This is a genomic window from Clostridium magnum DSM 2767, from assembly GCF_001623875.1.
GTDB lineage: Bacteria > Bacillota > Clostridia > Clostridiales > Clostridiaceae > Clostridium_AM > Clostridium_AM magnum.
Window position 1 is genome coordinate 65,379 of record NZ_LWAE01000013.1, and the last position, 13,932, is coordinate 79,310.

Annotated in this window: 16 protein-coding genes; all 16 read left to right on the plus strand. The window is 32.3% G+C overall.

The window, feature by feature from the left end; all coding sequences use genetic code 11:
• Positions 1 to 538: 538 nt before the first annotated feature.
• The 16 genes from ltrA to CLMAG_RS27790 all read left to right on the plus strand — a co-directional run bounded on the left by ltrA (position 539) and on the right by CLMAG_RS27790 (position 13,913).
• Complete coding sequence (gene ltrA / locus CLMAG_RS27730) at positions 539 to 2,344, plus strand: group II intron reverse transcriptase/maturase (RefSeq protein ID WP_082832126.1); 1,806 nt, start codon at positions 539 to 541, stop codon at positions 2,342 to 2,344.
• 206 nt (positions 2,345 to 2,550) lie between these two features.
• The gene (locus CLMAG_RS27735) at positions 2,551 to 2,946 is read left to right on the plus strand and encodes a hypothetical protein (RefSeq protein ID WP_066630447.1); all 396 of its coding nucleotides are present in this window, start codon (positions 2,551 to 2,553) and stop codon (positions 2,944 to 2,946) included.
• 101 nt (positions 2,947 to 3,047) lie between these two features.
• On the plus strand, positions 3,048 to 3,473 hold the full coding sequence (locus CLMAG_RS27740; protein ID WP_066630449.1) for a hypothetical protein: 426 nt from the start codon (positions 3,048 to 3,050) through the stop codon (positions 3,471 to 3,473).
• Positions 3,474 to 3,520: 47 nt separating this feature from the next.
• Positions 3,521 to 4,183, plus strand: a complete 663-nt coding sequence (locus CLMAG_RS27745) for a host-nuclease inhibitor Gam family protein (protein WP_073393333.1) — start codon at positions 3,521 to 3,523, stop codon at positions 4,181 to 4,183.
• Positions 4,184 to 4,326: 143 nt separating this feature from the next.
• Positions 4,327 to 4,494 carry a hypothetical protein gene (locus tag CLMAG_RS32730; RefSeq protein WP_161487045.1) on the plus strand — a complete coding sequence of 56 codons (168 nt, stop codon included), beginning with the start codon at positions 4,327 to 4,329 and terminating at the stop codon, positions 4,492 to 4,494.
• Positions 4,495 to 5,359: 865 nt separating this feature from the next.
• Positions 5,360 to 5,500: a hypothetical protein gene (locus CLMAG_RS32735; RefSeq protein ID WP_161487046.1), complete on the plus strand. Its 141-nt coding sequence runs from the start codon at positions 5,360 to 5,362 to the stop codon at positions 5,498 to 5,500.
• A gap of 35 nt (positions 5,501 to 5,535) precedes the next feature.
• Positions 5,536 to 5,868 carry a hypothetical protein gene (locus tag CLMAG_RS27750; RefSeq protein WP_066630451.1) on the plus strand — a complete coding sequence of 111 codons (333 nt, stop codon included), beginning with the start codon at positions 5,536 to 5,538 and terminating at the stop codon, positions 5,866 to 5,868.
• A gap of 99 nt (positions 5,869 to 5,967) precedes the next feature.
• Positions 5,968 to 7,104: a TRM11 family methyltransferase gene (locus CLMAG_RS27755; RefSeq protein WP_066630453.1), complete on the plus strand. Its 1,137-nt coding sequence runs from the start codon at positions 5,968 to 5,970 to the stop codon at positions 7,102 to 7,104.
• Positions 7,105 to 7,116: 12 nt separating this feature from the next.
• Positions 7,117 to 7,269, plus strand: a complete 153-nt coding sequence (locus CLMAG_RS32740; protein ID WP_161487047.1) for a hypothetical protein — start codon at positions 7,117 to 7,119, stop codon at positions 7,267 to 7,269.
• A 48-nt stretch (positions 7,270 to 7,317) separates the two neighbouring features.
• Entirely contained in the window at positions 7,318 to 8,256 is a 939-nt protein-coding gene (locus tag CLMAG_RS27760; RefSeq protein ID WP_066630457.1) for a hypothetical protein, read from the plus strand.
• A gap of 60 nt (positions 8,257 to 8,316) precedes the next feature.
• Positions 8,317 to 9,492: an ArdC-like ssDNA-binding domain-containing protein gene (locus CLMAG_RS27765; protein ID WP_066630459.1), complete on the plus strand. Its 1,176-nt coding sequence runs from the start codon at positions 8,317 to 8,319 to the stop codon at positions 9,490 to 9,492.
• Between the two features lie 101 nt (positions 9,493 to 9,593).
• Positions 9,594 to 9,968 carry a hypothetical protein gene (locus tag CLMAG_RS27770; RefSeq protein ID WP_066630461.1) on the plus strand — a complete coding sequence of 125 codons (375 nt, stop codon included), beginning with the start codon at positions 9,594 to 9,596 and terminating at the stop codon, positions 9,966 to 9,968.
• Positions 9,969 to 10,014: 46 nt separating this feature from the next.
• Complete coding sequence (locus CLMAG_RS27775; RefSeq protein WP_066630466.1) at positions 10,015 to 10,296, plus strand: hypothetical protein; 282 nt, start codon at positions 10,015 to 10,017, stop codon at positions 10,294 to 10,296.
• A gap of 47 nt (positions 10,297 to 10,343) precedes the next feature.
• Entirely contained in the window at positions 10,344 to 11,450 is a 1,107-nt protein-coding gene (gene dnaN / locus CLMAG_RS27780) for a DNA polymerase III subunit beta (RefSeq protein ID WP_066630468.1), read from the plus strand.
• 284 nt (positions 11,451 to 11,734) lie between these two features.
• A complete protein-coding gene (locus CLMAG_RS27785; protein WP_242873155.1) occupies positions 11,735 to 13,012 on the plus strand; it encodes an RNA-guided endonuclease InsQ/TnpB family protein in 1,278 nt (425 codons plus the stop codon).
• Between the two features lie 700 nt (positions 13,013 to 13,712).
• Positions 13,713 to 13,913, plus strand: a complete 201-nt coding sequence (locus CLMAG_RS27790; protein WP_066630470.1) for a hypothetical protein — start codon at positions 13,713 to 13,715, stop codon at positions 13,911 to 13,913.
• Positions 13,914 to 13,932 lie beyond the last annotated feature (19 nt).

A 13,932-nucleotide genomic window follows, 5' to 3' on the forward strand; every position in this document is an offset into this window, starting at 1 on the left:
TCCCGCCCGAAACTGCGATTGAAGTAATTCAATGGTAGGTTGCATGAGGGAAAGCCTAATATATCCTTAAGTGTTATAGAGATATAGGGCAAGGGAAAGGATGACATGGCTAACGTTAAGTGAACCTTCATAAGCATCGTTATCGGAAACCAAAGGAAAGAACGCTGATACCTTGGATTGTGATTATAGAAAGGTGGGATTCATTGACCATCACGCTGTAACCTACATCACCGGTGTATAGAAGGAGCCTAAATTATTCGTATCTATACAAAGTCGAACTTGATAAGCCCAATAGAGTCCAATTTACAAAATAAACTGGTAAGTCAAACAATCCTATGGAGAGGGAGACCCAATTCTCTAGTGGGTAAAGGATGTTAGAAAAAGCGAAAGCCACTACACCGAAAGGTAACGGGAACGGACATAACCGAGTGGATAGTATCTAATGATATAACCTGAAAGGGTGCTGACTTCTAACTGGTGTACAACATGGTAATAAAACGAAAAAGTAAATACTCCACAGAAAGGGAGGTAATGTGTGATGAACACTTCAGTCAGTCAACAAAGAATGCTCATCAAGAAGTCCACTGTATCTCCTACCTCTTGGGACAGTATTAACTGGAATAAGATACAAAGGTATGTGGAGAAATTACAGCAGCGGATATACCATGCGGAAAGTTGTGGTAATAAACGAAAGGTCAGAGACCTCCAGAGATTATTGATGAGAAGTGAAGCAGCTTTATTATTATCTATCAGACAGACAACACAAATTAATAAAGGTAAAAGGACAGCAGGAGTGGATGGATACAAAGCTCTCACTGAAAGAGAAAGAATGGCACTGTACAACAAAATGAAAAATATGAACATCATGTGCCATAATCCAAAACCAGCTTATAGAACTTATATTAAAAAGAAAAATGGTAAATTAAGACCTCTTGGTATCCCTACTATAAAAGATAGGGTATATCAAAATATCGCAAAGTTAGCACTAGAACCACAATGGGAAGCTAGATTTGAACCTAGTAGTTATGGATTTAGACCTAAGAGAAGTTGCCATGATGCAATTACTGCAATTCATAGTAAAATAGCCAAGGCTAATAGTAAAAAGCAATGGATATTTGAAGGAGACTTCCGAGGTTGTTTCGATAACCTAAATCACAGCTACATTATGGAACAAATAAAGGAATTTCCAGCAAATAATATTATTAAGAGATGGCTTAAAGCTGGATTCGTAGACAATGGTGTATTCAATAAAACTGAATTTGGAACACCTCAAGGCGGAATTATATCGCCACTTCTTGCAAACATAGCATTACATGGTATGGAGGCAGAATTAGGAATCACGTATAAAAAACTCAATAAAAAGCGTGATGGTGTTGTCTATGAAAACCAAGGCACTAAGGCAGTAGTAAGATACGCTGATGACTTTGTTGTTATATGTAGCAGTAAGGAAGAAGCAGAAAGTATTTATAAGCGAATAAGACCATATCTTGATAAGCGTGGACTAGAACTAGCAGAGGATAAAACAAAAATAACACACATTGATGAGGGATTCGACTTTCTTGGGTTTAACGTAAGAAGGTACAAAATTACAACATCAAAAAGTGGATATAAGGTTTTAATTAAACCATCCAAGGAATCCATAAAGAGAGCTAAAAAAACACTTTCTGAAACAGCCAAATCTGTACGGGGTAACAATGTAGGGGTACTAATAGATAAATTAAACCCTATAATTCTTGGTACAGCAAACTACTGGAGTACACAGGTATCCTCAGAGGTGTTCTCTACTATGGACAACCATATTTTCAAGGTACAATATAAGATTTTGAAAGGACTACATCCTACAAAAAGTTGGAAATGGAAAAAGGGAAAATACTATAAACCAGATAGATATGGACAAAGTAAAAACAAATGGATACTAACGGACACTATCACTGGTAAACAACTCACAATGTTTTCTTGGAGACCTATAGTAAGGCATGAACTTATCAAATTCAATAACAGCCCTTTTGATAAAAGTCTTAAAAATTACTTCAAAAGAAGGGATATTAGAGAATTTGAAAGGGATAACGTTGCTCTAAGGCAGAAGCTTGCTAAAAAGCAAAATTATAAATGCCCACTATGTGGATACTCAATAATTGATGGCAGAGAAGGACTAGAAAGACATCATAAAATTCCTAAAATAAAGGGAGGAAATGACACAATTAAAAATCAACAATTAGTCCATATCAGCTGTCATATTGACCATCATAGATTACATCCAGCTAAAGGAACGCTACCTACTGAAGTTCAATTAAGAGCAGAGAAGAAATGGAGAGTTAAAGGTGGAAGAGTAATCAGAAAATAGTTAATTACTATAATGACCGATAAATGTATGCTTGAGCCGTATGTGGTGAAAGTCACAAGTACGGTTCTTAGGCGGGAAAGAGGGAGTAATCCCTCCTACCTAGCCGACAACGTGCTGCAGTTCAATGGGGAATAGGCAGATATCTTTATGAATTACCTTCAATATGGATAGAGCTTAAGGATGGCAAGTTTATCCCCGACCATGAAATGACTAGGCTTAATGCTTACATTGATGGTGACCAATCAGCAGTTTATAAGAATTGGCACGATAAGAAGGGCAGTAGCTCAGGAAACACTGGCAATGGCAATTCTAGAGGTGCAGGATACAATAAACAAACTACACCAAATACTCAAAATACAAACAGTTCTGAAGGACAAGCTAATGCAAGCAGTACACAAACAGGTGCAAAAGGTAATAGTAGCACAGGAAATACAACTAACTTTGCTTCACCGGGGCAGATCAACTATGTAAAGAGCTTGATTAAGAAAACAAACCAGGATGAAGCTGCACTGTTACAGGAGTACAATGCTGAATCTATAGAAAAGCTTACTATTAGCCAAGCTAATGTAATTATTAAAAAACTTTCAGCTATAGTGGCATAGCTTAATAAGGGAGATAAATGATTTATCTCCCTTTATCTCTATATATACGGTGATATTACTTTATTAAAGATTTAAGCAAATTGAGAGGATAGGTGCAAATTATGAAAATTGATATTTTTACAGTTATTTTTATGAGAGAGGGATTATTTGATGGTCATGCAAACTTCTTAACATATGAGGAGGCTTGTGAACATTTTGAGGATGTAACAGGTGAAAACTATGAGGATTTTACAATTAAAGCTGACTGTGAACATTGCCTTATAGGGTCAAGAATAGAAGAGGATACCATAGATCTAATACCAAAGAAGGAAAGAACATTTATGGTGCATATCCACGATTCTTATGTAAGGGACACTCAATATGTTTCTACTCCAGAGGAAGTTGATAGTGAAAACTGGCTTGATATTAATGGCTCAATTCTAGTAGGGGTTATTGATGCTTCAAGCAAGTATGAAGCTATAGATATAATTTCTAAGGAACTAGGAGTTAGCAAAGACATTTTAATAGCTCATGAGATAGTTGAATAAATAAATTAAGGATTTTAACAAATTAAAATTTAGGAGGATTTATGCAAATGGAAAAAGTAATAAACTTAAACAATAATAATTTAGCGGTGGACTTAGATGAATTTTATAGTGATTTAATAGAAGGAGAAATACAACAGGAAGTAGGAGGCTATGATCCTGTAAAGTATGCAGAAAGATTTACTATAACTTCTTATGCGAAAGCAGATTTATACTTAGAAAAAGTGAAATGTCTAGACATTAGAGCTAGAAAGTATGAGGAATCAGTTAAGGCTAAAGTGGATTTTCTGCAATCCAAGATAGATCAGTTGAAAAAAGAGTTGGCTGTTGAATTAGAAGATATAAATAATAACAAAAGTTTCTTTGAAAAGCTATTAAGTGATTACTTTGAATCACTGCCAAAGGAATCAAAGAAGGAAAGTAAGACTATGTGGAAATACAAGCTTGCTTCTGGTGAAATCATAAAGAAGAAGGCTACACAGAGTATTAAATGCTTAGATAAAGAGAATGTTTTGTTACAGTATGTAATCATGAATGCTCATGATGAATATATAAAAACAAAACAGGAACTTGATTGGCAGGGATTGAAAAATGATTTAAAAATAAAAGACAATGTAATAGTTAACGAAAAAACTGGAGAGATAATAGAGGATGTTGAGGACATTGTTATCGAGGAATCTCCTGAGAAATTTGAGATAAAGTTTAAGCTGTAATTTCTGAATTTAATCAGCAATTATGTTTTAACTTAACAGATTTATTAGAAGTGCAAAGATTACTTTAAATTTTGCACTTCTCCTATTTTAATTGATTTTTAATATATGCTTTTTTAAAATAAATAATTAGGAGGGGATTTTAGATGACAATTGAAGACTTATATTGGCTTATATATGGGGTAGCAAGAAGTTTTGTAAAAGGTGACTTAGTATTTCTTCCAATAGCCATTGCTATTATTGGTTATATCATATATAAAAAAACAACTAAACGTGCTTATTTATACACAGGACTATCAATTCTTATATGTTAAGTAATATTAGCAACAATCTACATTTTAACACTTTAATAAAAGTTGGAAAAGTATGATAAAAAATAAAATTATCATACTTTTGGTTGTATAAACTATTCTTTTATTAGAATTGATAAAAAAGAACTATAAGCAGATTAAGGATAAAAATCCGCTTATAGTCCTTCTTTAATGAGAGCATGTAATAATCTAAGTTGCACCACTATAGATAACATGTATTACCTCACTATGATGTTTCCACCATAATAAAGCAGTTCATTACCTATAATAATGGTTTCTTCGACTATATAAAATACCTACACAGCTATATATAACCTTTCGGCTATATATAACCATCTCAACACTTCATATAATCTTAGCTCGACTATATATCATAAGTTGGAACCCTAATATAATCAGTATAACCGACTATATTAAAGCTTTTCCCCACAATATATAATCTTCCCTCTGACTATATATAAGCTATCTTTAGTAACCTATATATAATCGTTGGCCTACCCATATACACCTCTAGTTAGAAGCATATATAAATCTTGGCTCAACTGTTACATACCCTACGCTATTATAGTAACCTTTTTAACAGGTTTATATCCTGGTAAATTTTAATTATTATCTAACTATATGATGAGTTGATGAATCATATATATTGCATTTTACGGTTTGAAATGCTATAATTATTGTATAACAAAATACATTTTAACTTAAAAATTGTCTTATATATTTAAGGCAGTGGATTTTTTTCAAATTAAATTTTTTTCGGCAAATTGAATAAGGATATATGCAAATCTAATGGATTTCCAAAATTAATGGAAGTTTGTTAGATTTTTTTATTTCCTTAAAAAGGTTTTTACAAATAGGAGGTATTAGTATGAAGAAGTTCAAAGTAACTTACAACTTGGACGGACAGGAATTTACGGAAACTATGAGTGAATGGCAGTTATCTAATCTTGAAAGAAGACTAGAAAACGGAGCTGATGAACAAATAGTTTATGTAGAAGAGATTAAGTAACTAAAAAAATACTAAAAGAAAGGATTTGAGCAAATATGATGATGGAATTCGTAAAAACAAGCTATTCAGTTGAGGTAAAGGATGTTAATGTTTCTAATTTAAGACTAAGTAAAGAATTAGCAGAGGAATTAGAAATGGAGTTAGGTAAAAAGGAAAGGTTGTTAAGGGAGCAGATAAGATTCTTAGAAGCATTAGGAGATGTAGAAGTTTCCTATCACAGAGATGAGATTTTCATAGAAGTAATAGGCGAACAGGCTGAAAGAATCTCTATGAAAATTGACAATGTTATCTGCAGCTATAACAATGCAGTAGCTAATTTACCAGAAGCATACAAAGCTTTATCTGAATTAGAGCTTATGTTAGCTTAAACATCAAATTGGATTTATGCAAATTACTAAAGAGGGAGAGGAAATAAAATACTTCTCCCTCTGGATTTAAGAAAATTATAATTAGGAGGATTTTTAAAAATGATAACAGTAAAGGATTTAAATTTATTAGCTCCATATATGGCAAAAGGTAAGGTATTGAACATGGAGGTTAAGGAGTTTGGAAGAACAAGAAATAGAGGTGCAGTAAGAGAGGTACTTCTTGAATTTGAAGATGGTACTAAACTTACTGGTGATCTAAATAATCCAAACTTCAAAATGACTAAGCTTCAAGGATTAACTACTATTGCTAGTTACTTCGTCAGGGGAAAATATGGAAATAATCAATGGCGTGGGAATTTTAGTGGCCTCTTAGTGAAAGACTTAATAGAATTCTATAATCCAAAATTCGCTATTGATCCAATGGTGGGAGGAGGCACATCACATCAGGTTTTCTCCGAAATGGGAGTAAATAACCTATGTCTTGACCTAAATCCTCGCTGGGGCGAATTTGATGCTTTAAACATGGAATTACCTTGCAGCTCAGACTTTATATTGTGGCATCCACCATACATGGCTTTTGAAGGAAGCTCAATGCCTAGATACAGTGGTGTTGAATGGGGAAAGCAAAAGCACAGTTCAGATGGAAGTCATATAACTGATCCAGTAGAGTTCACTAAGTGGTTTAATAAAATACAAGCCAACTTTTATGCAAGTCTACGTAAGGGCGGTAGAATGGCAATAGTTATGGGGGATAGCCGATATAGAGGGAAGTACTATAGCATGTTCAAGAATATGGATATGTATGGAACACTAGAGCAAGTAATTATAAAAGAGCAACACAATTGTATCTCTGATTCCATAAAGTATTCTGGAGCAAAGTTCATTCCGATTCAACATGAGTATCTGGTAATTATTAGAAAAGATGATAATTACATTTTTCCTTGTCACATTGTTAAATCAGTAAATGTTGACATAAGAAAGAGTGAAAAAATAACTTGGAAAACACTTGTACAAGCAACTCTTGAAAACATGGGAGGCAAGGCAAGTGTAGGAGAACTTTATGAAGCTCTTAGTAAGCACCAAAAAGCTAAAACTAACAATAATGTTAGAGAAAAAATCAGACAAGTTCTAGGTAAGTATAGCCAAGAATTTGAAAGAGTAGCAGATGGGGTTTTTAAACTAAGAGATTTATCCAGCAGAGTTAGCAGCAACAATTTAGTTGTTCAAGCTTTATAAGGAGTAATTGATATGATTATGGTTTATTACAAAACTAGAAAAAATCAAGTTTTAGTAAATTTTAAATCTATGACCGATTCGGATTATGAGAAATTTGAAAAGGACATAGCAAATAAAAAAATCAGAGCTTATATAGTTGGAGTAGAAATAAGCTTTGTAAATTAACTGTTAATCAGGATTTAAGAAAATTAAAATTTGAAAGGATTTTAGCATATGAAAAGAAAGGTTGATAAAAACCAACTAAATATCTTTGATTTAATGGTGGATTTTAAAGACTTTACCTTTACACACAAGTATCAGAGGCACTTAAGGAAGATGTTCTTTTCACTATCACCTAAGAGGCCGGACATAGAAGCCGTTAAAATGGCAAAGCCAAAAAACCTGTTACTAGCATATGCTACCTGGAAGAATCAAAAGGGAAAGTATAAACTGAGTACCTTCATTGAATCCTTATGGGCAGAAGGATACCGACCTACAATAATCTTAGATAGTGGAGCATATTCATTTTCTAATCAAGATATTGATATATCCCTAGCAGATTATAGGGAAGGAATTGAAGATACTTTTGAAAGGGAATTATCCGTTGAGGAATTAGCTCTTGATTATCTTTATTCTCAATATCATGGTGGTGTGGATTTGGAGGATGAGGACCAAGACGTTGAGATTTTAAATTACATCAATTATATATATCAAAATTCTAAGTATATAGATTATGTTGTAAGTTTAGATCACTTCGTAGACAGTAAAGTATCCCTTGAAAATTTCAAATTCTTCAAGGCTATAGGCATAAAGTCAATGCCAACATTCCACATAGGTGAAGATTATTCTGTACTTGATGAATATATAAAATTGGGAGCTGATAATATCGGTTTAGGTGGTACAGTTCCTATTAAATTAAGTGGTGGTAAAGGAGTAAATTCAATCATTATATCATGGGTTAATAATACTCTAATAAAATATCCAAATATTAAGTTCCACTTATTCGGCTGTCAAGATCCTAAGATACTAAATCACTGTCTTGAAAGTTTATATTCCTCTGATGGAGCTGCATGGATAATAAGTGCAGGCAATAAATATGACAGAAAAATAGGTATCGAACACAAGGTAAGACTTGCAGTTAGGAACATTGAATTAAAAGAGTGTGCAATTTAGTTGAGAATATTTATCCAAAGGATTTTAGCAAATTAGAAATTTGAAAGGGGATTTTTGCAAATGACAAATGAAAATGTAGTAAATAAAGAGGAAATGCAAGAGTATCAAAAACAACTAATTGAAGGTGTACAAGGAGTTCTATCTTCTGATAAATGGAAGGAATACTTAACTGTACAAAGTAAATTTCACAAGTTTTCTTTCAACAATACCATAATGATACTGTTACAAAACCCAAGTGCAACAATGGTTATGGGAAAGAAAAAGTGGAATGAACTTAACAGGGAAGTAATCATAGGGGAGGAGCCAATCAAAGTATTTGCACCTAAGTTCAAGACCTATAACAAAGATAATAAAGGCAAACCCAAGGTAGAAATCTCTAAATTCAGTAAAGGTGATGTGCTTAATGTTAAAGGTGAAATAATTAAGCAGGACTTCAAAGGAAAGAATGGATATGGCATTTACCTTATGGAGATAGACCAAATGAACTATGATGATATGACCGGATATTTAAGAGTTGTATCAGCTACTGAAGAATTAGAGATTGGGGGCATATATAGGCTTGATGGAGTAATAGATACCTATAAAAACTTAAAGCAATTAAAAGTGACTGATATAGAGTGTCTAGGTAAGGCTAGTAAAAAAGCCAAAGGGCAAATATTAACTGGATTCCAACTTGTAGATTTATACGACCTATCACAAACTGAGGGAGAAGATCTTCCAGAGATATGTGAGGACATTACAGGGGATAGTGAGCAGGCACAACTTATTTTAGAGATATTATCTAAGATAGTTGATATTCCTATTGTTGAGGAGGATATAGAGCATAATGGTTACTTTAGTCCTTCTGAACAGAAGATAGGAATAAAAAAGTCCTTAAGTCTAAACCATAAAGCTAAGACAGGCATCCATGAGTATTCACATTATGTTATGGACAAGTTAAAAGCTGGTGGCCTCGATTTATCTAAGTACACTAAAGATACTAAGACTAAAAAAGGCTTATACGCTGTTGAAGAGGTAATCGTTGAATCTATCGCCTTCATGGTATGTAAGTACTATAACATTGATACTTCAAAATACTCTTTTGAATATGTAGCTTCTTGGAGCGGAAATGTTTCTAAAGTTAAGGAAGTAGGCGGTTTAATCCAGAAATACTTCTCAAAAATTATAGAAAAGATGGAAGCAGCTAAGAATGAGATACTTGGAATTGATACAGAACTACAGGCTGAAGCAATGTAGGATTTAAGCAAATTAATAAGAGGGGATATGAATTAAACTTATCCCCTCAATAAAAGGATTTATGCAAATTAAAATAATAACAAGAAGGGATTTGAGCAAATATGTACGAATTAGCATTGGATTTAAACATGGGTTATATTGATGAAAAAGGTGAGATTGTAAGAGAATACTCAGCTGAAGCAGAAGGAGAGGTATATAGAAGCGTAGAAGCTTTTGAGAAAAAGGAAGGTATATGCTATATCAACGTTTTTGATGTTGAGTTTACCTATAAAGATTTCTTGGAAGAAGATTGCGGAAATGAAGAAATTGCTAGGTGGTGTTTTGAAATGATGATTTGCACCTGGAATTTCCCCGATTCTTACTTTGAAGATGGAGTTCAAGAGGGCTACTTTACTCAATGTGATAAGTGTTGCTACATTTATGATCACAATGAGATTAAAGAATGTCCAAAATGCAAGACACCGTACAAAGGCTAATTATAAAAAGGATTTGAGCAAATAAAAAAAGAAAGGGAGAACGAAAATGGGATTTAAAAGTAAAAACAAAATGAATCTAAAAGCTAAACCTTTAGAGCAGTTAGTTGAAATTGAGACAAACTTTATTGAGGAAGCTGAAACTGTTAAGGTGCAGGTTGGCTCTGAAATATATGAGAAAGTTTTTACTAGAAAATTCTTAGGTGCTGAGATAGACACTAAGATAGCTATGATGGGAGAAGATCTAAAAATCATAGAAAGAAAAAAACTTTCAAGAGATGAAATAAAGTTATATTTATTAGACACAATTCAAAACGGTTTAGCGTTCTAACTTTTTAATATTAAGGATTTAAGCAAATTGAAAGGATGGATTTAAAAATGAAAATTAACATATTAAAACAAGAATTAGTAGAGGCTTTAAATGCTATAGGTAGAGTAATGGGAAGTAATGTTGCAATACCTTTATTAAAAGGATTTGTTATATCTGCTAAAGGTGATCAAATCACAATGTTTGCCACTAACACTGATATATCAACTAAAGCAATCATAAAAGCAGAGATATTTGAAGAAGGGGAAATCGTAATAGCTGATGGTAAGCTGTTCAACGATATTATAAGGAAACTTCCTAAAGATGAAGTTAAGCTTGAAGTTAAAGAAGGCAATATTGAAATTAAAAGCGGAAGAAGTAAATCTAAACTTCAAATCATAGGAACAGAAGATTTTCCAAAGGCCCCAACATTCAAGGAGGACAAGTCATTCAAAATAAAAGGAAGCACATTAAAGGAACTAATATCTAAATCAGTATTTGCAATAGCAACGGATGAAGTAAGACCTGTTCTTACTGGTGTATACTTTGAAGTAAAGTCTGGATTACTTAATCTGATAGCTCTTGATGGAATAAGATTAAGCCATACTTATACAACAGTAAGTGATGAAGCAGAGGGACTATCTGCTATAGTACCAGGTAAAGGAGCTATAGAAATAAGCAAAGCTATTGAAGAAGATGAAGAAATAACACTTGCATTCAGTAGTAATCACTGCTTATTTAAAACAGATAGTAAAGAAATAGTGGTAAGATTGCTGGATGGAGAGTATATTAAGTATTCCAGCATAATGCCTACTGAATTTAGCAAAACCATTACTACAGGTAAAAAAGAGATTGTTGATGCAATTGAAAGAGCCGCTATAGTTGCCAAAGAAGGTAGCAACCCAATAATACTATTAATTGAAAATGGCAAGTTAAATATAACTGCAAAAAGCCAATTAGGTTGCACTTCTGAAGATATAACTGTAGAGGAATCTGGTGCTGATTCACTAGAAATAGCTTTCAATAATAAGATTTTATTAGAGGGGCTAAAGGCTGCTAGTAGCGAAAAGGTTAAATTACAGTTTAACAGTAGCACTTCACCATGTCTTATAGTACCTTCTGATGATTCAGATGAAGCATTTGAATACCTAGCACTACCTGTTAGAATTAGAAGCTAATATAAATTTTAGGTTAGAGTAAGAGTTTTTCTCTCTCTAACCTTTTATTTTTAATACAAGATTTACATAGAGTAGAAATACAATTAAGTTATGTTCTGAAACAATTATGTACTGTACTGAAGATAGTTTTTTTTATTCTTCATAATTACAAAAGAAAATAAAAAAATAAATATTGCAAACTATGTAATTAGTAGACTAATCATATGGATTGAAATTATTTCACAAAAGTGGTACAATATAAACATAAGATAATATGCATTATTATTAAAAAGGTGGTGGAACTGATGGCTAAAGGTAAGCTAAAAGATAAATTGTTTTTATCACAAAGACAGCAACTTAAACACTTAACTAAAAATGAATATACCATTCTTAAAGATATGTGTTTTATGAGCAAAAACATTTTTAATGTTGCTCTTTATAATGCTAGGCAATATTATCTTAATGAGAAGAAATACCTTAACTATGAGAGCAACTATCACCTTTGCAAAGATAATGAAAACTATAAGAAACTTAATGCTAATATGGCTCAACAGATAATAAAAGTTGTTGACCGTAGCTTTAAGTCTTTTTTTGCTTTAATTGATTTAGCCAAAAAAGGTGGGTACCAATTCAATCAAATAAAACTACCTCATTACCTAAAGAAAGATAGTTACTTTTCTTTAATTTTTAGTGAGTTTAATATTAAAAATGGATACTTTACAGTACCTATGTCTCCTGCATATAAAAAGAAACATGGTAAAATTATGATTAAAGTTCCTTCTAACCTTGAAGGTAAAAAAATTAAAGAAGTTAGGATTATCCCTAAATCAAATAATGCAAGGTTCTTTGAGATACAATACATTTATGAATGCACTGAAACTCAAAGGGATTTAGACCAAACTCATTCACTTGCGGTAGATTTAGGTGTTGAAAATCTAGCTACTTGTGTTACTAATAAAGGTAAGAGCTTTATTGTTGACGGCAGAAGGCTTAAATCAATTAACCAATGGTACAATAAAGAAAACAGTAGACTTCAACCTATTAAAGACAAGCAAAAAATCAAAGGTATAACTAAAAAGCAGTTTTTATTAACTAGAAAAAGAAACAACCAAGTTAAAGATTACCTTAATAAAACTGCAAGATGTATTATTGATTATTGTTTAAATAATAATATTGGAACACTTATAGTTGGTTACAATCCAACATTACAAAGAGAAACTAATATAGGTAAAGCAAATAATCAAAATTTAGTCAATATACCTATAGGTGAACTACGCTCAAAATTAGAGTACCTATCACAAATGTATGGTATAAATTTTAAGGAGCAGGAAGAAAGTTATACAAGCAAATCTGACTTTTTTGCCAATGATATATTACCTGGTTTTGACGTAAAAGCACAAGGTAGTTATACTTTTAGTGGAATAAGAATAACAAGGGGACAGTACCTATCATCTAATGGTAAAATTTACAATGCTGATATAAATGGTGCTTTAAATATAATGCGTAAAAGTAACTTGGTGGATGTAACAATCTTACAAGCTAGTGGCGTTTTGGACATGCCTTTAAGAATAAGGATTGCTTAATACTTGAAAGTATTAAGTGGGAAACTAGTAAAATCAAACTTCTTATAAAAAAAGAATCCGCAACATCTATAGGTGGCGGTAGTTCAACTATTTAGTTTAACGGATATAAGCTCTAATACTTAAAAAAATACAAGGACTAGTTGAAATGACTATTTGATTTAGATATGATTGATTGTTATACAAATTTCAGTGTAATAGCATTGATATGCTTAAGATCTGATAGACAAAGCGTATATGTGGACGAATTGGAAATTAGAATTTTCAAGGTTTTCCACTTCAAAATGCGGTACAAGGAAAAACGCCTTAATGGCCTGGAAAAGCCAGTAAGACGTAAATCCTCTAGGAATTAACTTTACACCCATATACAAAAAAGTATATGGAGTTACGGTATACCCATTACCGTAACTTTTTTATAATTATATCATGTTTTTGTAGCTTCAATCAATATTCTAGCAGTTTTGAGTTCAATATTTACTATTGGTGGGTAAATTATTCTTATTGAATATAATAAACAAAAATGTTACAATTATAACAACAATACAATTATAAAACCTTAAACTCTTGCATTTATTTGTGGGAGAGGATTTTATCAAATTTAATACTTTTTTTCGCAAATGCTTTAGGATTTTCACAAATTTTATTTGTGTTAATTGCTAGAGTTTTTTTATTGCAAAAAATTAGAAAGGGAGGATTTTAGCAAATGAAACACATTACTATTGATCAGATTTTATTTATGGCAGAATCTATGAATTTGGAGGTTATTGAGGACATTTATATATCCTTAACCAATGGAAAAAAGACCATTGTGATTAATGATATTGGATGTCTAAAGGAACCGCCTTTCACTACACTTTATGACGAAAAGGAAGTACAAAAGGTAATAGATATGCTAGTTAAGTAATGTTAAAAGGATTTATGCA